Source organism: Rhizorhabdus sp. P4_G5 (assembly GCF_056401065.1).
This window is the reverse complement of sequence record NZ_JBFUKB010000005.1, coordinates 298,437-317,195: the sequence shown is the minus strand read 5'-3', so window position 1 is coordinate 317,195 and position 18,759 is coordinate 298,437. Positions and strand designations below refer to the sequence as shown.

Sequence of the window (18,759 nt, the reverse complement as noted above, 5' to 3'; positions counted from 1 at the left end):
CTACCAAACAGCGAAACCGTGCAGTTTCATCGTCCATCCAGACATGCATCTGCGGCGTTTACCTGGGAGGACCGGCGCAGGGATGATGCACGATAGGCCGGTCAAAGCCAGCCAGCCCGACTGCCCGCGAATTAGCATGCAGAGGCTTCACGTCGCCGGAGCCGATGACCTGGAGCAGGAAAGCGACGGTCTCCTGCGAGCGTGAGGTCGTGCGCCACCCCCTCTATATCATTCGATCTCGACGTGCAGGCGCGTGAACCGAAGGTGGCTGATCCGCCAGCACCCGTCCTGCTCGCGCCGATAGGTTTCGTGATAATGCCCGAAACCGTGCAAGCGGCGCACCTGCGCACCCTTCGGGAAGATCAGAGTATCCTCCATGGGCCAGATTCCCTTGGCCTCGTCATCGGAGACGAAAGTGATTTCGGGCATGTGCCCGTGGTGTACCGTGGCGATGCCGAAGAGCGATCCCTCCATGGTCGAGACGATGGTGTCGCGCTTTGCGATGACAAGGGTTTCGGGATCGGCATTGACGCCCGAGGCCTTCAATTCGTCGCTCGCGCCGCGCATGTCCATGACGGCATCGGCGGTGAACACGTCACGCAGGGCGCTCCATTCGCGCAGGTCCATGTGGCGGAAGTAACGGGCCTTCAGTTCGCGGATGGCCCGCGCATCTTCCAGGCGGCGCATTCGTGAATCGAGGTCAGGCCTTGAAGACATCGGGTTCGATCCTTGTGGCTGAAAATGCATTGAGCCTCGTGCGTCACATCCACGCTTCGCGCACGCCTGCCGTCGTCTTTACGGACGATGGCGCTGCCCTGCACCGCCAATAGCCTCCATAGTTTGGAAGTGCAGGAAAAACTCATGACGATTTCCACCATCGATGCCCTGGCCCGACGCCTTGACGAGGCGGAAGCGATGGAAGCCGTGTCCATTCTCAAGGCGCGCTACTTCCGGCTTATGGACGAGAAGCGCTGGGATGAATGGGAAGATCTCTTCGCCGAAGACGCGGTCATGGACATGCGGGGCGAGGCCGCGGCGATGCAGCAGCTGGGCATGGATGTCGGCAATGCCGACGCCTGGCTCCTCACATCGCGCGCAGCCATACGGGGCGCAGTCGAAATGGCCCTGGACGGGGTCGTCACCGTCCACCATGGGCATATGCCTGAAATGAAGATCGGATCACCACGCGAAATCACGGCCGTCTGGGCCATGACCGATGTGATCCGCTATCCTGTCGGGCGCCCGATCGGGGGTTTCACCGGCTACGGTCATTATCACGATACCTACGCGCTTGTCGGCGAAAGCTGGAAGATAAAGAACATAGTGCTCAGGAGGATTGCGGTCACGCCCGTACACCGATGAGAATATCCGGATAGAACAACCGCGCATCACGCGGCGCCTCGCCGCGATTTCCCGGGGAAATCGAGCAGACAAGGCCTCATGGGGGCAGCCGCGCTGCCGAGGCAATTGCGGGCTGTGTCTGCGCCGTCTACATCAGCGTTTTCCGCGCGCCCGTGTCGTTCGGTGCGATCGGGCCCCACATGCCATTCGAGACATTCGAAGGGGCGGCGTTGCGTCGGCGGGCGTACTGGCCATGACGGCGATCTTCGGTATGGAGGGCAAGATCGTGCGGTAACGCCGCCACAGTTGCCGAAAAGCGCCAGAAAGAAGGCCCGGGTTTGCTCCCGGGCCTTTGCGTTTTCGAGCCATGGAGGGAGTTGCTGCGGGATCTTCTTCGGCAGGAGGGCACCAGGATCGGTCGGTAGCACGTCGCCACACCGATGATGAAGATGGCGACCGAACAGATTTACCACAGCCCGAGCCCGTCAAAACCGGCACTCGGGCACAAGATTCACCCCTATTTGCTACGCGAACTGGCGATCATGCGGCTCAACCGAGCCCGGCAACTGACACCACGTACAATCTCGTGACCCAGCCCCAGGCATCAGATTCAGGCGGAGATGCGGTCGTCCGCGGTAAGGAACCGCGCCGGCAGCACGCCGGTCAATTCACCGTTCTCCTGGGCGAGCACGCCGTTGATGAAGGTATAGCGGAAACCGCCGGCGGGACGCCGGAAGCGTGACAGTCCGCCTGGAATGTCATTGACCTTTTTCTCGGGATCCCAGTGTAGCTTTGCCAAATCGAACACTGCGATATCGGCGAATGCGCCAACCCTGATCTCACCGCGGTCCTTGATTCCGATGAGGTCGGCCTGGTCTTTGGTCAACTTCTTGACCGCATTTTCCAGCGTGAGGTCACCGCGATCCCGGACATGCCGCGTCAACACCAGAGTCGCATCGCCGGCACCATCGAAGCTGCTGATGTGCGCACCAGCGTCACTGCCACTGATGAGGCTCACCTGTGATCCGAGCAACTCACCCACTTTGGCAGCGTCGGTATTCGTGAAAGGATATACGAACTCCGCCTTGAGATCATTGTCGAGGACCCAGTCGGCCAGCTGATCGGAAGGGTGGCCTGGACGAAGGTCGAGCACATAGTCGAACGTCAGTGCCAGATATTTTTCGTACTCCGGCTTGCCCACCTCCGTAATCCGGAAAAGACCGCTTGCGCGCGCCATTCCGGATCCGCCAGGCGGCGCTTTTTTTCCTCATCGGGCACGTCGGACTGCACAAGATTGTTCCACGCCGGAACGTAGATGAAATTGAAACACTGACGGAAATTGATACCCAACTCGATCGATCGCGGCGACGCCAAATAGTAGAAATTCCCACCCTTGGCCTGGATATCCTTGCCTACTTCGACCAGTTTCGGTCCGTAGCTGGGAATGTCGGGCCGATCATAGATGCCGTTCGAAATGACGGGCACTCCCCCATGGCGTGCAGAGTAGTCGCCCATCTCACGCAGGTCCTTCTCCTGCTGGTCGATATCACCAACATCCGGGATGATCTGCACAATGCCGCGACCCTTTGCGCTCTCCTCGAACAACGCTTCGAATTCGGCCGCATCACTGTAAAAGCTGGGAACCAGTTCGCCGGCGGGGCTGCGATCGAAGCGCGACGTCGAGACACCGAAAGCCCCCGCTTTCATAGCCTCGGCATAGGCAAGTGCGATGCGAGAGGTCTCCTCGGGGGCGGACGAACGCTTCCAGGCTTCGTCGCCGATCTCGTAAATCCGCAACAGCGAGTGGCTGACCAGCGAGGCGATGTTCACCCCCCAGTCGCGTTTCTGCATTTCGCGCGCATATTCCGGGTAGGTTTCCCAAGTCCAAGGGACTTCCGCCTGGAAAACATCGCGCGGCAGATCCTCAATATAGCTGAACAGAACGACGAGATCGCTCACACGATCCTTGCGAACGGGAGCGAGGCTCAACCCGCAGTTGCCGATCAGGATCGTCGTCACGCCATGCTGCACGATAGGGTCGCAGGACGGATCCCAGAACAGCGAAGCGTCATAGTGGGTGTGCGTGTCGATGAATCCCGGCGTGACGTAGCATCCGGTCGCGTCGTAGACCGTGTCGGCTCCGGGTTCGAGATCAGGCCCGACTTCTACAATGCGTCCGTCCGCGATCCGCACATCGGCCGGATAAGCCGGAGACCCGGTTCCATCGACAACGAGACCGCCCTTGATAACTGCGCTTTCCATTTGCTCTTGCGGCACGGAGATTCTCCAAACACTTCAAACTCGAAAATCGGATGATCTCTCATCTCGCAGAAACCGGACACCGCAATCGTCCCATTGGACTAACCATCCGAAGCGCCGGCTCCGTTCAGCGGAGGAGCCATTTAGGGTTGAATGGAAGGTCGGCGACCATCACCCTAGACTCGTGTCCACACCCAAAAGCTTGCGCCCGCGATCATGCCGATAAATGCCCAGTTGTGTCGAACTCTGGGGCTCCGCATCGTTGCCGCCCCACCAATAGCTTTCGACATAGCCAAGCCGTGTTCCATTTGGAGGGTTCCGCACCAAACCCCGTCCTCTCGCCGCCTGGTTTGCGATTGGCGACCACGCTTCCGGTATGCGTGCCGCCATCCATGCCTCGTCCGACCGGACGTGTGAGTCGAAGCCGACCGCATATACCCACGTTTGCCGATCGGCATTCAAGCACACCGCCGCCGGCACCGTCGCGAATGGCGGCACTCCGTAATTCTTGCTCGCCCCTCTCGAGAAAGTTGCAACATGACGGACAGCTCTGCAGACCTGACGCCAGAAGCTGCCCGATTGGCCGCTCGGCAAATTTACGATGACCAGTCGTCCGTGGCGGAGCCGTTCCAGATATTCCGCTGGTTGCAGCAAAATGATCCGGCCACCGACATCGGAGGCGTGGTGATGCTGACACGCTTCGAGGACATCGTCGGAGGCTACCGTGACCGGCGGTTGAGCCGCGCGGAAGGTGCTCGCCTCGAATCCGGAGCACATGACGCCGCCGGATCGGTTGATGAGGAGGTCGAGATTGCCCGCCAGGCTTGGGTAAACATGCTGATTAATCTCGATGAGCCGGCACACCGCCGCGTTAGGCAGATCCTTGAAGTGGCATTCAAACCGACGCGCGTTGCCGCCTGGCAGCCCCGGGTGCAAGCAATTGCCGATGAGCTTGTCGCTTCTGTCAGCGGCTTGGAGATGTTTGATTTTCGGCAACAGATTGCCTTCCCATTGCCCGAGAGGATAATCTGCGAGCTTATGGGCGTACCCTTCGAGGATCACTCGCTGTGGAGCGCCTGGAGCGACGTTGTGGTCCGCAACACCAACCGCACCGATCTTTCCGCTGATGAATCCGCCGAGGTACTCGCCGCTCATCGCAATTTTTATACCTATTTCAAAGAGCTGGTCGACAAAGCTAAACGCAATCCGGGCGAGGATCTCGTCTCTGTCCTCGCGCGCGCCGAATGTGAAGGCGAGCAACTCAGCGAACTCGAGATGCTCGGCTCCTTGCAGATGCTGATCGAGGCAGGTCACGAGACGACCGCGAACCTTGTGTGCAATGGCATGCACGCGCTTCTGACGCATCCCGACCAGTACGATCTCCTCCGGGCCAATCCGGAACTCGTTCCTTCTGCCGTCGAGGAGATGTTGCGCTTCTGCAGTCCGGCAGCTCGCTCACTGACCCGCGTCGCAACCGAGGATGTTCACATTGCAGGAGCCGTCATTCCCAAGGGCTGCCCGGTCATGATGCAATTGAATGCGGCGAACCGCGATGCCTCCGTGTTCGCAAATCCGGATGCCTTCGATATAACTCGCTCTGAAAATCGGCACGTTGCGTTCGCCGCCGGCCCGCACTTCTGTCTGGGCAATCAGTTGGCGCGACAGGAAGCGCAGGCTATTTTCCGCGGAGTAGCCACCAAGTTGCCGAGGCTGGTGCTGGCCCGGGATCCTTTGGTCCGCAAGTCGAATGTCAGTTGCCTCAACGAACTCATGGTTCGCCCATCATAATCAGATCTCGCCTGACTTAGCACGAGGCGGTCCACACTCCGTCGGCAGAGGGCCCGGCCGGTTCACTGAATAGCGTAATCTACGCTGGCCGCCCCTCGCACTCCAAACGCGAGTCAATAGCTCTTGGAAGGCTCGGGCGCGTTGAAGAGCTTGCGCAAACGGCGGCATTCTACCCCTCCCCCGCGGCTGAATTCCATTTACCGGCAATACCGGACAGCTGGCGAAGGCGATTGGCTGTGGGAGCTGGCAGCGGGATGCGGACTTGGTCTCCGTCTCCTCTCCCAGGGACGCGTTCAGCCGGCGGTGCCCATCAATTCAGACATGTCGGCGCTGTAAGTCTGGTGCTGCAGCAGCCCGCCGTCCGCAGGTATCACAGCTCCCTGAATGAACGCGGCTTCGTCGGAGGCAAGGAAAAGCGCGAGCCAGCCGATATGATCAGGATCGCCCAGATAAGGGGTCAGAGTCTGCTTCTCGAAAATGCGCAACGCTTCAGGCGGTACATCGCGCTTCGCCTTAGAAGACAATACCAGGCCAGGGAGGATAGCATTACAGCGAATGTTCCTCTTGCCGTACTGGGTGGCAATGTACTTGGTCAGCGTGTTGATCGCGGCCTTGGAAGATCCATAGGCGATACGGGTCGTGTCTCCCGCCATTGCCGACCCAGATGAAACATTGACAATTGCCCCCCCGCCGCGGGCCAGCATATGAGGCAGGGCCAATTGCGATGCCAGGAAAGTCCCCCGCGCGTTCACGGCGAATGTTCGTTCCCAGGTCGCGATCGAGGTGTCCTGCAGGGTCGTATCGTCCGGAAGCACCGCCACCGCATTATTGATCAGGATGTCAAGCACGCCGAATAGCTCGATGCATCGGTCGATCATCGCACGGATCGACAACTCGTCACCCTGATCGAGAATGCACCAATGGGCAATGCCTCCATCGGCTCGGATGGAGTCAACCAAGCGTTCCGCGTCGGCGGCCGTTCTTGTTCCCACAAGGACAGAGGCGCCTTCGCGCGCGAGTAGCCGGGCTGTCGCCCCTCCGATATTAAGCCCGCGCTCGTTCAGACCGGCACCGGTGACGATAGCGACCTTGTTCGCTACTCTTCCCGTCCTGTTCATCATACTCTCCCGCAGTGTGCAAGCAGCACTCTAGCGGGCCTCGACCGACGCACATCGTCCGTTCGGGAAAATAGCCGCATTGAGTTCGCATAGGCTAATTTTCGAAAAGAACCTGTTTCGCGCAACGAGCCTAAACACATCGCGGTCGAAGACCAGTATGCGCCGAGGATAAGTATCAGGACGCCCTCTGGACAGATCAAACAGAGAAGGGGTGTTTGATGGAATCGCAGTTACATATAATTTCCGCGGAAAGGTCGCACTGGCAACTGGCGCCACGAGCGGGATAGGACGTGCGACGATCGTTATGTTCGGCCGCGCCGGAGGAAGCGTGGTGGTCAGCAGCGGCCGCGAACGGGACGGTGAGGAAACCGTGGCCTTGGTCGAGGCCGCAGGCGGCAGGGCTTTCTTCCAGCGTACCGACGTGAAGGCACAGCATCGGGCACTTGACGACTGATCTGCCTTCCACAGTGCCAATATCGTCGCCAAGCCCACCCCCTTCTTCTACCAGGCGGCGAAAGCCTCAACGAACACTGGCTTAGCGGCTAGGTGGACAGATCGACGATTACCTTGCACTGCTCCGGATTACCACGAAGTCCGTCGAACGCCGTCGGCAAACCATCCAGCGACACAGTTTGCGTAACCATTGCGCGAGGCTCGACGGCGCCTTGGTTAAGCACTTCGAGCGCCCAGCGAAACTCCTTCATCGTATAAAGCTGAGGAAACAGCAGTTTGGCTTCCCGTCCGCCGGCAAAGGCCGGAACGATAGTGTCGGCCATGAAGCAATAGCCAAGCGAAACGATGGTGCCGCGACGCTTTACATGTCCGATCGACTGACTGAGCATTCCAGGACGCCCCACGCACTCGACAACAACGTCGTAAAGCTTTGCCGGATCGCGGCTCAGGAACGATTGCTCATCCTGCGACTGTGGCGGACTGACGTTGTCGGCCCCCATCCTGCGCGCGATTTCAGCGCGAACAGGGGCGCCTTCGATCATGTCGACTACACCTGCGCCGAACCGACGCGCCCAGAACAACGCTGCGAGACCGATAGGCCCCGCGCCTTGGACCAGCACGCGGCTACCTGGCTCGATGCCCGCCATCGCCATTCCATGCAAAGCGACTGCCAATGGTTCCGTCAATGCGCCGTCGGCGGCCGAGAGACGACTAGGCAGCGTGCTCGCAGTGCTGGCTCCCACGAGCGCATATTCCGCGTAACCGCCAAAAAGATATGAAATATTATCGCAGTAGGCGGGTTCTCCCATCAGGCAGGGACCGCACTTGCCACAGCCAGAAATAGGCATGGCCACGATCACGTCACCCTTGCCGAAGCGGGTTTCGTTCTTGCCAACCTCAACGACTTCGCCTGTGAATTCGTGGCCGAGAACGGTCCCTGAATCCACGGTGTATCCGTGCCCTTGGGTCATGTGCAGATCGCTTCCGCAGATGCCGCAGCGGTGAACCTTTACCAGAAGCTGCCCCTCGCCAACCGGAAGATCGGGCAAGTTCTTGATGGCCAGCGGTCGGCCAGCCTCTTCGAATACGGCTGCACGGTACATAAAAAGCAAAACCCTTGAAGCTAGAGAGGTCGCTTCGTGACAATTCTTATGACGCGCCCGATTTCTGGTCATCCGCGCCAGCGCGAACGCTCCGCTATCCAGGCACATTATGGGGCTTGGGTGTTCATGAAAGCGGCTAGCTCGGCATCGTCCTAGCAGACTATCCATCTCCCAGCAAAATCGCCACAGATTGCCTGACTGGGAATTCGGCACGCAGAACAACACCGGTTTACCAGCATGGCCTTCACCAGCGTACTGCGCCGGAGGAGTTGTCATCAGCATGGAAGGCAGGCGTCGCAAGTCAATGTCGTCGTCGAGCCGAGGGCGCTCGGTGACGCAGCCATCCTGCTCGTCGGCTCAAAACTCTCAAGCCGTCCGGATAGGCATCAGCACCTTCCCTCATAACAATTTACCCAGACACAATAGTCGTCCGAGCGGACGAGGCCTCGCCACCACCCGGCAACTAGTCTAAGGGTCCGGGCCCTAGCTTCGGGACAAGATGCCAGGCCTTGCAAGACCTGCGCGAGAGATCGTTGAATTCGTGTCCGGGGTTCTGACGCTCCGGCGCGGTTTGGCAACACAGGGAAATGGGCTGCATGTCGAAGACAATTGAGTGCGACGTTGTTGTGGTCGGCTCAGGTGCTGGGGGCATGGTTTCCGCCCTGCGCGCGCATGATCTCGGGCTGAAAACCGTCCTGATCGAGAAAGCCGACCGCTTTGGCGGCACCAGCGCGGTTTCGGGCGGAGGAATCTGGATTCCAAACAATCCAGCAATCGCGGATAAGGACAGCAGGGAACAGGCGCTGGAATACATGCGCCAGTGCACCAAGGGCATGGTGCCGGAAGAAAAGCTCCAGTCCTACATCGACACTGCGCCTCGCACACTGGACGAACTGGCCAAGTGGAACGTCGGATATTTTAGTGTCCCCGGCTATTCCGACTATCTGCCGTGGCTTCCGGGCGCGATGACATCGGGAGGGCGCACGATGATGCCCCTGCCCTTCGATGCAAGTGTGCTCGGAGACGAGCTATTTCGGATGCGCGAACCCCATCCCACGCACAAAGTGCTCGGCCGGATGCAGATCGACCTTACCGAGATGGGACCACTCATCCGCAGAACTGGCGCATGGTGGACGACCGCAGCGAAGCTGTTCTTCCGCTACTGGCTTGATCTGCCATTCCGCTTCCGCAGCCGTCGCGATCGCCGCCTGACGACCGGCAACGCCATGATCGGCGGGTTGCGCAAGGCCATGATGGATCGCAACATTCCGTTGCTGCTGAACACGCGTCTTGTCGGCTTCATCGAGGACTCGGGCCGTGTCCTCGGCGTCAACGCGATCCAGCGCGGCAACCAGATCGAGATCCGGGCAAGCAAGGGGGTGATCGTTGCGTCGGGAGGGTTCGACAAGAATCAAGGCTTGCGCGACAAGTACCTGCCCGTGTCCATGCCAGTCGACCATTCGCTGACGCCAGGACAGAACAACACCGGCGACGCGCTTGTCGCCGGCCAGGCGATCGGCGCCGATACGGAGTTCCTCGACCAGGCCTGGTGGGTTCCCACGATGCGCGTTCCGGCGCCCGGCTTCAACAACGTGGACATGCGCGCCGCGTTCTTCATGGAGCGGGGCTATCCGCACACCATGTGCGTCAACCGGAAGGGCGAGCGCTTCGTGAACGAAGCGATTTCGTACAACGATTTTGGCGCGGAGATGATCGAGGAAAACAAGCGCAGCGGGGCGAATATGCCGTGCTGGCTGGTTTTCGACGCGACCGCCCGCTGGCGCTATCCGATTGGTGCCATGATGCCGCCGGTGATCCAGCCCGACGCGCTTATTCCGAACGAGTGGTGGGATAATGTCCTGTTCAAGGCAGGCACCATCACCGGGCTTGCGCAAAAGATCGGCGTCCCGGCGGATGCTCTTGCGAAAAGCGTGCAGCGGATGAATGGCTTTGCGCAAAGCGGCGTCGACGAGGATTTCCAGCGCGGAGACAATCCGTACGATCTGTTCTTCGGCGATCCTCGCAACAAGCCCAATCCGTGCCTCGGAAAGATCGAGACGGCGCCATTCTATGCCATTCCCGTCGATCTCGGCGATATCGGGACGAAGGGCGGACTCAAGACCAACGAAGTGGGCAATGTGCTCGGCGCGAACGGCTCGCCGATCGAAGGGCTCTACGCAACCGGCAACGTCTCGGGCGCAGTGACCTATGATTCCTATCCCGGGGCGGGCGGAACGCTCGGGCCGGCCATGGTGTTCGGGATGCTCGCGGCCGAGCATATAGCGCTACGTGCGGGAAATCTCGCGCCCGACTGATTATCTTGCCACCGCCCGCGAGATCGGAATGGATCTCGCGGGCGGTGCAGCAGGTTTACGTTCGCGCCCGCATGGGCATTTGCATAGCCCCGCTTCGTGCCCGGCATCGGTGCGCTGAAGCCGTGTCGGATAGACACTGTCCCGATCGCGATCTCATCCGAGATCTCATGGCGTCGTCGTAGGCATCGTTCCGCCAAGTTCGGGCGTTTGCGATATCCTTGGGCGCCAGCCGCCATGCGGAGGCTGCCCGCTCACATAGGGATCGTCCAACGCTTCCACCGAGGCGCGGCTCGTTACGTCCACCTGCTGCGCGGTGACGCGATACCCTTCCTGTTCCAGAGCATTCCGGCAGCTTTCAAGCGCGCCCTCACTCACATATCCGATGACGAGGCGGCGTCCAAAACCGAGCCGACGGGCACAACCATGCCGAAGCCACCAATACCCAGGACCGAGACTACGTCTTCCGGACATCTCACTTATACCGCTTGCGCAATGTCCGTCCGGCTTGTGGGCAATCAGCGACCTATTCAAACACGGGCTTCCGCTTTTCGAGAAAGGCGTTGCAGCCTTCGCCGTGATCATGGTGTCGGCTCGATATGGCTTCGAGGGCGAAACCGGCATCAGCCATTTCCACGAAAGCGCGACGCAGGGGAATGTTGATCACCCGCTTTGTGAAGCGGATCGCCTGCTGTGCACCCTTGGCCAGCTTTCGCGCGATCCGGTCGGTTTCGGCATCGAGTTCGTCCCGTGTCGTAACCTTGGCAATCAGGCCCATGGCCTGGGCCTCGCGTGCGGAAACCATTTCACCGGTCAGAAGGAAGTACTTGGCGAGGGCATAACCCATGTTCGCCGGCCAGATGATCGAGCCACCATCGCCGGCGACCAGCCCGACCTTGACGTGCGGATCACAGAAGCGGGCTTCCTCCGCAGCAATCGTCACATCCGCGAACAGCGCCAGCGTAGCACCTAAGCCAATGGCATCGCCGTTGACCTTGGCTATTATCGGCTTGTCGCATTCGATCATCGATTGGAGCATGCGTTTGCCGTTCTTGTAACCAGCCATGAAGCCATCGAGGCTGTCGAGTCCGGACTGCATCATGGAAAGGCTGCCTCCAGCGCAGAAAGCCCTGCCTGCTCCTGTCAGCACGAGTACCCGCGTCTCCGGATCACGATCGGCATCGACGAAAAGATCAGGCAAGGCATCATCGATGGCCTCATTTACCGCATTGAGTTCCGCCGGGTTGTTGATCGTTGCGGTCAAGACGCCGTCCACGCGCTCCACATGCAGCTCCCGGGGGTAATGATCGAAGTTCATTCCCGCACCTTTGCCAAAATCGCTGGCCTCATTCACTGCTCCGCCCACCCGTATTACGGGGGTAAAGCGTAGGTGATCAGCCCTGCACGATGTAGCCGCCATCTACAGGCAATAGAACGCCGGAGATGTAGCGCGCCTCCGGCGAGCACAGGAAGACGATGGGATCAGCAAGTTCCGAAGGTATCCCGAAACGGCTAAGCGGCAGCCGCTCCATCAGCTTGGCTGCCCACGCTTGGTCGTCGAACACGGACGCCGCCATGCCGGTCCTGATCCAGCCCGGCGCTACTGCATTGACCCTGATGTCCGGGCCCCATGCAACAGCCAGAGATCGCGTAAGCTGAACTACGGCACCCTTGCTGGCCGAATAACCCGGCGTGATGCCGCTGCCGAAAGTCGAGTAGATCGAACCGACGTTGACGATGGAGCCCTTAGATGCGGCAAGGAGTTCGCGCGCAGCGAGGCAGCAACGGTGCGTACCGGTCAGGTTGATATCGACGATCCGCGCAAAACCATCGGCGGTATACTCGGCTTGCGGATCCGCGGCCCCGGCACAGTTTACCAGCGCATCCAGCCGATCAAGGCCGTTGAATATGGCACGCACGGCCTCGTCGTCGCGAACGTCGAGAACATGTGCGGTGATGTGAGGATGCTTGTCAGCGCCGGCGACTTCGGCCTCGGTGGCACCCGTAACGAGCACATCATAGCCTTTCGCCGCGAAGGCGAGCGCGGTTGCCCAGCCGATGCCGTCGGGCCTGGCACCTCCAGTGATTACAGCCTTGGGCATCATATCCAGCTATCTCCCCATGTTCTTGGTGCCTCCCAGGTAGGCCGCGCAGCAAATCCGGACATACGTCTGATTAGACTAAGGGACGTTAGGTCGTGGGCTCGTCTGAATGGAGGAGGTTGTCAAGCCATCGCACCTCTAATATCGCTGGAAGATAAGTAGGACGGCAGCCGGTATGACATTGCGAGAGATGTTCGTGAAAACCGCCCTCGATCGGCGAACCGGCGCCGAAGACCGCGCGCGTAAAGCGGCGCTTGCCTATGTCGACACCTTCAGCAATGGCGACATCGACGCGCGCTTGGCGCTGTTCGCGCCTGAAGCCAGTTTCGAGGATCCGGTCGGCACGCCCCCGATCACGGGCCACGCCGCACTGCGCGCGTTCTGGGAGCAAGGAGCGGCGCTGGGCGTGGCAATCACCGTCGAGCACATTGCTGCCAACGCCGGATCGGCTGCGATGCTGTTTACCGCCAGGCTGACGGCGGCGGGAAGCGCTCCGGTCGCGATGCGCGTCATCGAGATCGTCGAGGTGGACGAGAGCGGGTTGATCGTGCGCATGCATGCCTACTTCGACGAGACTTCGATAGTCTGAAGCCGGGCGTATTCGGTACGGGACGAGGATTCAGCCGATGGGTATCAAGGGAGTTGACCACATCAACCTGCGCGTGGCCGACGTCATGGCAACGCTGAAATTCTACACCGATGCCCTGGGCCTGAAGGCCACCGGCATGATCGAGCCCGAGCCATCGGCGCAAGGCGGCTGGCTGCGCGACGACAACGGGATGCCGGTCATCCATGTTGGGGCTCTAAGCTCACGATATCCTGACGATGACGGTACGCCGGTCGTGGCAAGGACGGGTAGCGGCGCGATACACCATGTGGCGCTCGATTGTTCTGAGATGGCGGTCTTCATCGAACGGTTCCGCCAGATGGACATTGGCTGGCGGGAAAATGCGATCCCGGAGATACCGCTCGCCCAGCTTTTCGTCAGAGATCCGAACGGCGTTCTGCTCGAACTGAATTTCCTTGGCGAGACCGGCGGCGCAGCTGCCCGATCATAAGCACCAAAGGGTGGCGCCCGCCGCGTGGGAAGTTCCTAGAAGCTCTGCTTACGCCCCTTGCACGTCCAGACTTCGATGGAAGAGCTGAACGCCGAGCTCGTTGTGGCCAAATATGATCTCGCTCTGTGCTCCAGTGGCAAGGCCGCGCTGGATGGCCTTGCTGGCGGCATAGTCCTGTAAAGCGAGTCCGCCTTCCGCTGTAGTTTTCCGACAGACCATTGCACCGCGATGCCGGCAAACATTCAGGAAGGCCTTGAGCCGTCCTTCGAACGCGTGATGATGATCGGAGCGTTCATGAACTCATCTGCTGAGCCGGTCGTGCCTGCAGCTAGATGAGCAAGGAGACGCCGGCGAGACTCGTTTCGGTGGTGTGGTCCATCGTTCGACCTTCAATCAGGATTGGTTGTATGGGATTGGACCGGCATGGCGGTCGCCCCCGGATCAATTTTGGCAAGGCGCGGACTCAGCCTTCGTGCAGCAGCGACGCTGCGCGCGGCGGCGGAAATCAGGTCTGGTCCAGGCTCGATGCCCATCGGGACTTCCACACCGACGACCACTTCCGGCGGAAGCGCGGCAAGGAATTGGACGACCGGAAAATCGCCCTCCCCCGGCACGAGGCGACCGGCGATGCCCTCCATATCCCACTGGTCCCGCGCAAGGACTGCAGGCCCATCGCAAAGCTGCGCAGCGCCGAATGGAAATTCGAAAGCCTGGATGTCTGCCGGAGCACCCCCTGATCTGACGAGGTGCAGGATGTCGCAGGAAATAGCCGCGTTCTGCGCCTGCGATTGCAATACTAGCTGGCGGGCCTCGCCAAGGCCGGCAACCGGCGTCGTCGCGACGAATTCAACGGACATTATGATCCCCAGGGGCCGCGCCATCTCGCAAAGCTTTGCAAGGCTGGCTGCCGCGCGCACCTGGTCGGGATCGATGACCATGACCACCGCCATCCCGGTTCCGAGTGCGGCGGTCACGTCGAGCAATCGCGCGAGGCGATCGAAGTTGGTCTCCGGCTCGAGCAGAAAGCCTTCGGTGACATGGACGCTCAGTGGACTGGATTCCAGCCTTCGAGCCGTCTCGGCCGTCATTTCGGGATTGGCGAGAAACGATTTCACGCCGAGGTCATAAGGCCCGGTATCTAGGATCAGGCTGACGTGATCGACTCTCAGCTCCTCGCCCGTGGCGATAATCTGCTCCGTCGACATGCCCAGCACGGTCATGTGCTCGAGCGAAATCCTGAGGTCCGGTTCGTTCGGCTGCATGAGATCTCCAGGATCCTCGCGGGACATTGGCCGGTCGGCTCGACCTATTGCTTCAACGTATAGGCGACGATGTAGTCGCCCGGCTCGGTATTGAGTCCACCGTGGCCACCGGCGGAGACGACGACGATTTGCCGGCCTGACGGAGCAGAGACGTAGGTCATCGGCGTTGCCTGCCCGCCGGCAGGGAGACGTCCGCGCCAGAGCTCTCGCCCGGTCGTCGTTTCGATCGCACGAAGGAACCGATCCTGCGCCGCGGCGATGAAGGTAAGTCCGCTTGCCGTGGTGATCGGCCCTCCAGCAGCCGGGACTCCGATTGGCAGCGGCAGGCCGGTGCGCAGGCCCAGCGGACCGGTATCACGCGAGGTACCGAACGGACGCTGCCAGGAAACCTTGCGCGTGCTGAGATCGATTCCAGTAATCCTTCCCCATGGCGGAGCCATGCACGGTACGCCAAGTGGTGACAGAAATGGCAGCGCCTGCGCGGCATAAGGCGTACCGAACTGCGGATGCCCTGCCTTGGCCCCACTCTTCATGGCCTCGCTGCTGCCCCGGCTTCCCCCGTTCGCACCGGTATTGGGTGGCGTGCTGAGGCCCATCCTATCCGCTTCCGCGCGGGGTATCAGCCGTGTGACGAACGGCGAGTGGGTGGTATTGACCACAAGAAGATGACGATCGCGATCGATCGACACGCCGCCCCAACTGACGATTCCGGCGCTCCCGGGATAGGACAGCGAACCCTGAACCGAAGGCGGTGTTAGCGGCCCTTCGTAGCGCAATTGCCGAAAACGGATACGGCAGAGCATCTGGTCGATTGGCGTCACGCCCCAGGTTGTCGCTTCACTCAGGCGATAGGGCAAAAGCAGACTCGGCATGCCGATCGAATAGGGCTGCGTTGGCGCGGTGAAATCTCCCCTGACGGCGCCTTGTGGAGCAGGACGTTCCTCTATCGGGAGCAGCGGTTTTCCGGTGCGCCGATCAAGAACGAACAGTTCGCCGCGCTTGGTGGGCTGGACGAGAGCGGGAACCCTGCCCTCGGGCGTCTCGAGTTCGAAGAGGCTCGGTTGAACGGGTATGTCCTGGTCCCAGATATCATGGTGCGTGGTCTGGAAGCTCCACCGCAGCTTGCCCGTTGCCACGTCGAGCGCGACGAGGGCCGAACCGAACTTCTCCATCGCCGGCGTGCGATAGGACGCGAAGAAATCGGGCGTGGGGTTTCCGAGCGGGACAAAGACCAGGCCGAGCTGCGCATCAGCCGTCAGCGGAGCCCACGCATTGGGCGTGCCGCGTGTGTAGTTCTCACCGTCTTTCCGGTCGGGTGCGCCGAGATCCCAAGCCCAGTCGAGCTTACCGGTGCGGGCGTTGAACGAACGGATGACGCCGGACGGCTCGCCGATCGTGCCGCCATCGAGCACCTGGGCGCCAATGATGACATGATCTCCCACGACCAGCGGAGCCGAAGTGGTGAAATAGTAGCCCGGTGTGACATCGCCCAGCCCTGCGCGCTGGTCGATCATCCCGTTCAAGCCAAAGCCCTTGCACGGCCTGCCATTGGTGGCGTCGACCGCCGAAAGACGCCCATCTACCGTCGCCGAGATGATCCGCTCCGCGCAGGCGGCGGCGAAGGGTGCCGTCGTGTCATGGAAGTAGGCGACGCCACGGCATGCACGCAGCGGCGCCCAGTTGATGGTCGCGCGAGGGTCGTGCTTCCAGAGGCCCTTGCCTGTTTCGGCGTCGATCGCATGAACCTGCGAGTGCGCGGTGCAGATGAACAGCCTGTTGCCGACCTTCAACGGCGTGACTTCCTGCGTCCAGACCGTGGCGGAATCCGCCGGCCCCGGCAAGTCGCCTGTCCGGTAGGTCCACAACGGCTCTAGGTTCGAGACATTGGCAGGCGTGATCTGCGAAAGTCTCGAGTGCCGGTTCGCGCCGAGATCTCCGGCATAGGTTTCCCAGTCGGAACCTTTTGCCCGGGCAAGATCCTTGACCTGCGTCTGGGCCGTGCCAACCGAATCGAGCCCGGCTTGTGCGAAGAAGGCAACCACCACGACGCCGAGAGCCCCGAGCATCGTGCGCCACCAGCCATGGCGCCTGATGATCGCGCCGAAGACCATGCCGAGGCCGACCACGAGCGGCGCTGCAAGTCGCGCGAACAAACCCCAGAAATCCGCACCGACCTCCGCGACGGCCCACACAGCCGTGGCGATGAGGAATGCCGCATAGGCGAAGAAGCCGTACCGGGGTCTGGTGATCAAGAGACATGCGCAGACCAGCAGGAAAGCGCCCGATAGGAGGTAATAGAACGATCCGCCCAACAGCATGAGCTGGACACCCCCGGCCACAAGTGCAAGCCCGATAATGACCAGAAGCATGGCAGAACAAACTGGGCGCGATCGCCACGTCACAGGCCGCCCTCCAGAATTTCTCTTTGCGGCCACCCATTCCCTCCATGTCTTCGTTGCCGTTCTATCGCGGCATATGGTGTTCAGTTAATGCCACCCATGCAGATATATTTGATTTCCAGGTAATCCTCGATCCCATATTTGGATCCTTCACGCCCGAGACCGCTTTCCTTGACACCACCAAACGGCGCGACTTCGGTGGAAATCAGGCCGGTATTGACACCGACAATGCCGTATTCGAGCGCCTCGGCGACGCGCCAGACCTTGCCGATGTCACGCGCGAAGAAATAGGAGGCGAGGCCGAACCGCGTGTCATTGGCCAGCGCGATCACCTCTTCCTCGGTTTTGAAACGGAACACCGGCGCAAGAGGTGCGAAGGTCTCTTCCTCGGCCACCAGCATGTCCCGTGTCGCGCCCGTGACCAGCGTTGGCTGGAAGAACGTGCCGCCCCGCTCCGAGCGCGATCCGCCGGCAACGAGCGTTGCTCCTTTGGCAAGGGCATCTGCGATATGCTCCTCGATCTTGCCGAGCGCTGCGTGGTTGATCAGTGGCCCGATCTGCGTGTCGGGCGCTGTCCCATCACCGACCTTCAGTGAACGCACCGCGTCTGCGAGCTTCGCCACGAAGGCGTCATGGATACCAGCCTGCACGTAGATCCGGTTGGCGCACACACAGGTCTGCCCCGCATTGCGGAACTTGGATAGCATCGCGCCTGCCACGGCCGCGTCGAGATCCGCGTCGTCGAACACGATGAAAGGCGCATTGCCACCCAGTTCGAGACTCAGCTTGGTGATGTGCTTCGCCGCCTGCTCCATGAGTTGACGACCGATCTGGGTCGAACCAGTGAAGCTGATCTTGCGGATATACTCGTGCCGGCAGAATGCGTCGGTAATTTCCGAGGCATTGCCGGTGATGCAGGACAGGATACCGGGAGGAACCCCGGCCTCTTCTGCCAGACGGCACAACGCAAACGCGGTCAGCGGTGTCGCACTGGCGGGTTTGACGATCATCGCGCAGCCTGCCGCCAGCGCGGGCCCGGCCTTACGGGTGATCATCGCAGCCGGGAAGTTCCACGGTGTGATCGCCGCCGTAACGCCGATCGGCTGCTTGACCACAATTAGCCGCATTGAGGGGTCGTGCGCGGGAATCACATCTCCGTAGGCTCGCTTACCCTCCTCGGCGAACCATTCGATGAAACTGGCTGCGTAGAGGATTTCACCACGCGCCTCGGCAAGCGGCTTGCCCTGCTCGGCTGTCATGATCGCCGCGAGATCGTCGGCGTTCGCAATCATCAGATCGAACCAGCGGCGCAGGATTGCCGCTCTCTGCTTGGCCGTCAGCTTCGCCCAGGCCGGCATGGCCTCGGCGGCGCGGGTTGCGGCAATGTCCACGGCATCGCGTCCGAGCGAAGGCACTTCGGCAAGGACACGGCCGTTGGCCGGATTGCGCACGGAAAAGGTCCGATCCCCGCTGACCCACTCACCACCAACAAGGCACCGCGCTACCAAGAGTTCGGGGCGCGCGAGAGAAATCAGAGTCATCGACGGTCCTGGCAATTGCTTCG

General features: G+C 60.8%; 16 protein-coding genes. 6 read left to right on the top strand and 10 right to left on the bottom strand.

Translation table 11 applies throughout. The features are described from left to right. Window positions 1-228: 228 nt before the first annotated feature. The gene (locus AC1DQK_RS11320) at window positions 229-717 is read right to left on the bottom strand and encodes a nuclear transport factor 2 family protein (protein WP_477870467.1); all 489 of its coding nucleotides are present in this window, start codon (window positions 715-717) and stop codon (window positions 229-231) included. Window positions 718-804: 87 nt separating this feature from the next. Here AC1DQK_RS11320 and AC1DQK_RS11315 point away from each other — a divergent pair, with 87 nt between their 5' ends. Next, window positions 805-1,362, top strand: coding sequence for a nuclear transport factor 2 family protein (locus AC1DQK_RS11315; RefSeq protein WP_477870466.1), 558 nt, complete (start codon window positions 805-807; stop codon window positions 1,360-1,362). Between the two features lie 589 nt (window positions 1,363-1,951). On the opposite strand, the gene AC1DQK_RS11310 is transcribed toward AC1DQK_RS11315, so the two are convergent. Next, complete coding sequence (locus tag AC1DQK_RS11310) at window positions 1,952-2,542, bottom strand: amidohydrolase family protein (RefSeq protein WP_477870465.1); 591 nt, start codon at window positions 2,540-2,542, stop codon at window positions 1,952-1,954. Beyond that, entirely contained in the window at window positions 2,506-3,603 is a 1,098-nt protein-coding gene (locus AC1DQK_RS11305) for an amidohydrolase family protein (RefSeq protein ID WP_477870464.1), read from the bottom strand. Before AC1DQK_RS11305 ends, AC1DQK_RS11310 begins: the two co-directional genes overlap by 37 nt. 534 nt (window positions 3,604-4,137) lie before the next feature. Between AC1DQK_RS11305 and AC1DQK_RS11300 the strand changes: the two genes are divergently transcribed. Further along, window positions 4,138-5,388: a cytochrome P450 gene (locus AC1DQK_RS11300; protein WP_477870463.1), complete on the top strand. Its 1,251-nt coding sequence runs from the start codon at window positions 4,138-4,140 to the stop codon at window positions 5,386-5,388. Between the two features lie 293 nt (window positions 5,389-5,681). On the opposite strand, the gene AC1DQK_RS11295 is transcribed toward AC1DQK_RS11300, so the two are convergent. Next, on the bottom strand, window positions 5,682-6,509 hold the full coding sequence (locus AC1DQK_RS11295) for an SDR family NAD(P)-dependent oxidoreductase (RefSeq protein WP_477870462.1): 828 nt from the start codon (window positions 6,507-6,509) through the stop codon (window positions 5,682-5,684). Window positions 6,510-6,717: 208 nt separating this feature from the next. Here AC1DQK_RS11295 and AC1DQK_RS11290 point away from each other — a divergent pair, with 208 nt between their 5' ends. Further along, a complete protein-coding gene (locus AC1DQK_RS11290; RefSeq protein WP_477870461.1) occupies window positions 6,718-6,960 on the top strand; it encodes an SDR family NAD(P)-dependent oxidoreductase in 243 nt (80 codons plus the stop codon). An 88-nt stretch (window positions 6,961-7,048) separates the two neighbouring features. Here the strand turns inward: AC1DQK_RS11290 and AC1DQK_RS11285 are convergent, their stop codons facing one another. Continuing rightward, entirely contained in the window at window positions 7,049-8,344 is a 1,296-nt protein-coding gene (locus AC1DQK_RS11285; protein ID WP_477870459.1) for an alcohol dehydrogenase catalytic domain-containing protein, read from the bottom strand. A gap of 314 nt (window positions 8,345-8,658) precedes the next feature. Here AC1DQK_RS11285 and AC1DQK_RS11280 point away from each other — a divergent pair, with 314 nt between their 5' ends. Continuing rightward, window positions 8,659-10,377 (top strand): FAD-dependent oxidoreductase, encoded by a 1,719-nt coding sequence (locus tag AC1DQK_RS11280; RefSeq protein ID WP_477870457.1) that lies wholly within the window; start codon window positions 8,659-8,661, stop codon window positions 10,375-10,377. Window positions 10,378-10,900: 523 nt separating this feature from the next. Here the strand turns inward: AC1DQK_RS11280 and AC1DQK_RS11275 are convergent. Both AC1DQK_RS11275 and AC1DQK_RS11270 read right to left on the bottom strand, forming a co-directional pair. Continuing rightward, window positions 10,901-11,692, bottom strand: a complete 792-nt coding sequence (locus AC1DQK_RS11275; RefSeq protein ID WP_477870455.1) for an enoyl-CoA hydratase/isomerase family protein — start codon at window positions 11,690-11,692, stop codon at window positions 10,901-10,903. Between the two features lie 76 nt (window positions 11,693-11,768). Then, complete coding sequence (locus AC1DQK_RS11270) at window positions 11,769-12,479, bottom strand: SDR family NAD(P)-dependent oxidoreductase (protein WP_477870453.1); 711 nt, start codon at window positions 12,477-12,479, stop codon at window positions 11,769-11,771. Between the two features lie 193 nt (window positions 12,480-12,672). Between AC1DQK_RS11270 and AC1DQK_RS11265 the strand changes: the two genes are divergently transcribed. Both AC1DQK_RS11265 and AC1DQK_RS11260 read left to right on the top strand, forming a co-directional pair. Next, complete coding sequence (locus AC1DQK_RS11265; protein WP_477870451.1) at window positions 12,673-13,065, top strand: nuclear transport factor 2 family protein; 393 nt, start codon at window positions 12,673-12,675, stop codon at window positions 13,063-13,065. Window positions 13,066-13,102: 37 nt separating this feature from the next. Next, window positions 13,103-13,534 carry a VOC family protein gene (locus AC1DQK_RS11260; protein ID WP_477870449.1) on the top strand — a complete coding sequence of 144 codons (432 nt, stop codon included), beginning with the start codon at window positions 13,103-13,105 and terminating at the stop codon, window positions 13,532-13,534. A gap of 389 nt (window positions 13,535-13,923) precedes the next feature. Here AC1DQK_RS11260 and AC1DQK_RS11255 read toward each other — a convergent pair whose 3' ends face one another. The 3 genes from AC1DQK_RS11255 to AC1DQK_RS11245 form a co-directional block, all read right to left on the bottom strand. After that, window positions 13,924-14,823 (bottom strand): sugar phosphate isomerase/epimerase family protein, encoded by a 900-nt coding sequence (locus AC1DQK_RS11255; protein WP_477870447.1) that lies wholly within the window; start codon window positions 14,821-14,823, stop codon window positions 13,924-13,926. Between the two features lie 17 nt (window positions 14,824-14,840). Next, on the bottom strand, window positions 14,841-17,165 hold the full coding sequence (locus tag AC1DQK_RS11250) for a membrane-bound PQQ-dependent dehydrogenase, glucose/quinate/shikimate family (protein WP_477870445.1): 2,325 nt from the start codon (window positions 17,163-17,165) through the stop codon (window positions 14,841-14,843). Window positions 17,166-17,278: 113 nt separating this feature from the next. Continuing rightward, a complete protein-coding gene (locus AC1DQK_RS11245) occupies window positions 17,279-18,736 on the bottom strand; it encodes an NAD-dependent succinate-semialdehyde dehydrogenase (RefSeq protein WP_477870854.1) in 1,458 nt (485 codons plus the stop codon). Window positions 18,737-18,759 lie beyond the last annotated feature (23 nt).

Bases quoted from the DNA above. Each gene is read 5' to 3' on its own strand.
- AC1DQK_RS11245 (WP_477870854.1), bottom strand. From the start codon at position 18,736: ATGACTCTGATTTCTCTCGCGCGCCCCGAACTCTTGGTAGCGCGGTGC.
- AC1DQK_RS11280 (WP_477870457.1), top strand. From the start codon at position 8,659: ATGTCGAAGACAATTGAGTGCGACGTTGTTGTGGTCGGCTCAGGTGCT.
- AC1DQK_RS11320 (WP_477870467.1), bottom strand. From the start codon at position 717: ATGTCTTCAAGGCCTGACCTCGATTCACGAATGCGCCGCCTGGAAGAT.
- AC1DQK_RS11250 (WP_477870445.1), bottom strand. From the start codon at position 17,165: ATGCTTCTGGTCATTATCGGGCTTGCACTTGTGGCCGGGGGTGTCCAG.
- AC1DQK_RS11300 (WP_477870463.1), top strand. From the start codon at position 4,138: ATGACGGACAGCTCTGCAGACCTGACGCCAGAAGCTGCCCGATTGGCC.
- AC1DQK_RS11295 (WP_477870462.1), bottom strand. From the start codon at position 6,509: ATGATGAACAGGACGGGAAGAGTAGCGAACAAGGTCGCTATCGTCACC.
- AC1DQK_RS11305 (WP_477870464.1), bottom strand. From the start codon at position 3,603: ATGGAAAGCGCAGTTATCAAGGGCGGTCTCGTTGTCGATGGAACCGGG.
- AC1DQK_RS11270 (WP_477870453.1), bottom strand. From the start codon at position 12,479: ATGATGCCCAAGGCTGTAATCACTGGAGGTGCCAGGCCCGACGGCATC.
- AC1DQK_RS11260 (WP_477870449.1), top strand. From the start codon at position 13,103: ATGGGTATCAAGGGAGTTGACCACATCAACCTGCGCGTGGCCGACGTC.
- AC1DQK_RS11285 (WP_477870459.1), bottom strand. From the start codon at position 8,344: ATGCTGATGACAACTCCTCCGGCGCAGTACGCTGGTGAAGGCCATGCT.
- AC1DQK_RS11315 (WP_477870466.1), top strand. From the start codon at position 805: ATGGCGCTGCCCTGCACCGCCAATAGCCTCCATAGTTTGGAAGTGCAG.
- AC1DQK_RS11275 (WP_477870455.1), bottom strand. From the start codon at position 11,692: ATGAACTTCGATCATTACCCCCGGGAGCTGCATGTGGAGCGCGTGGAC.
- AC1DQK_RS11255 (WP_477870447.1), bottom strand. From the start codon at position 14,823: ATGTCCCGCGAGGATCCTGGAGATCTCATGCAGCCGAACGAACCGGAC.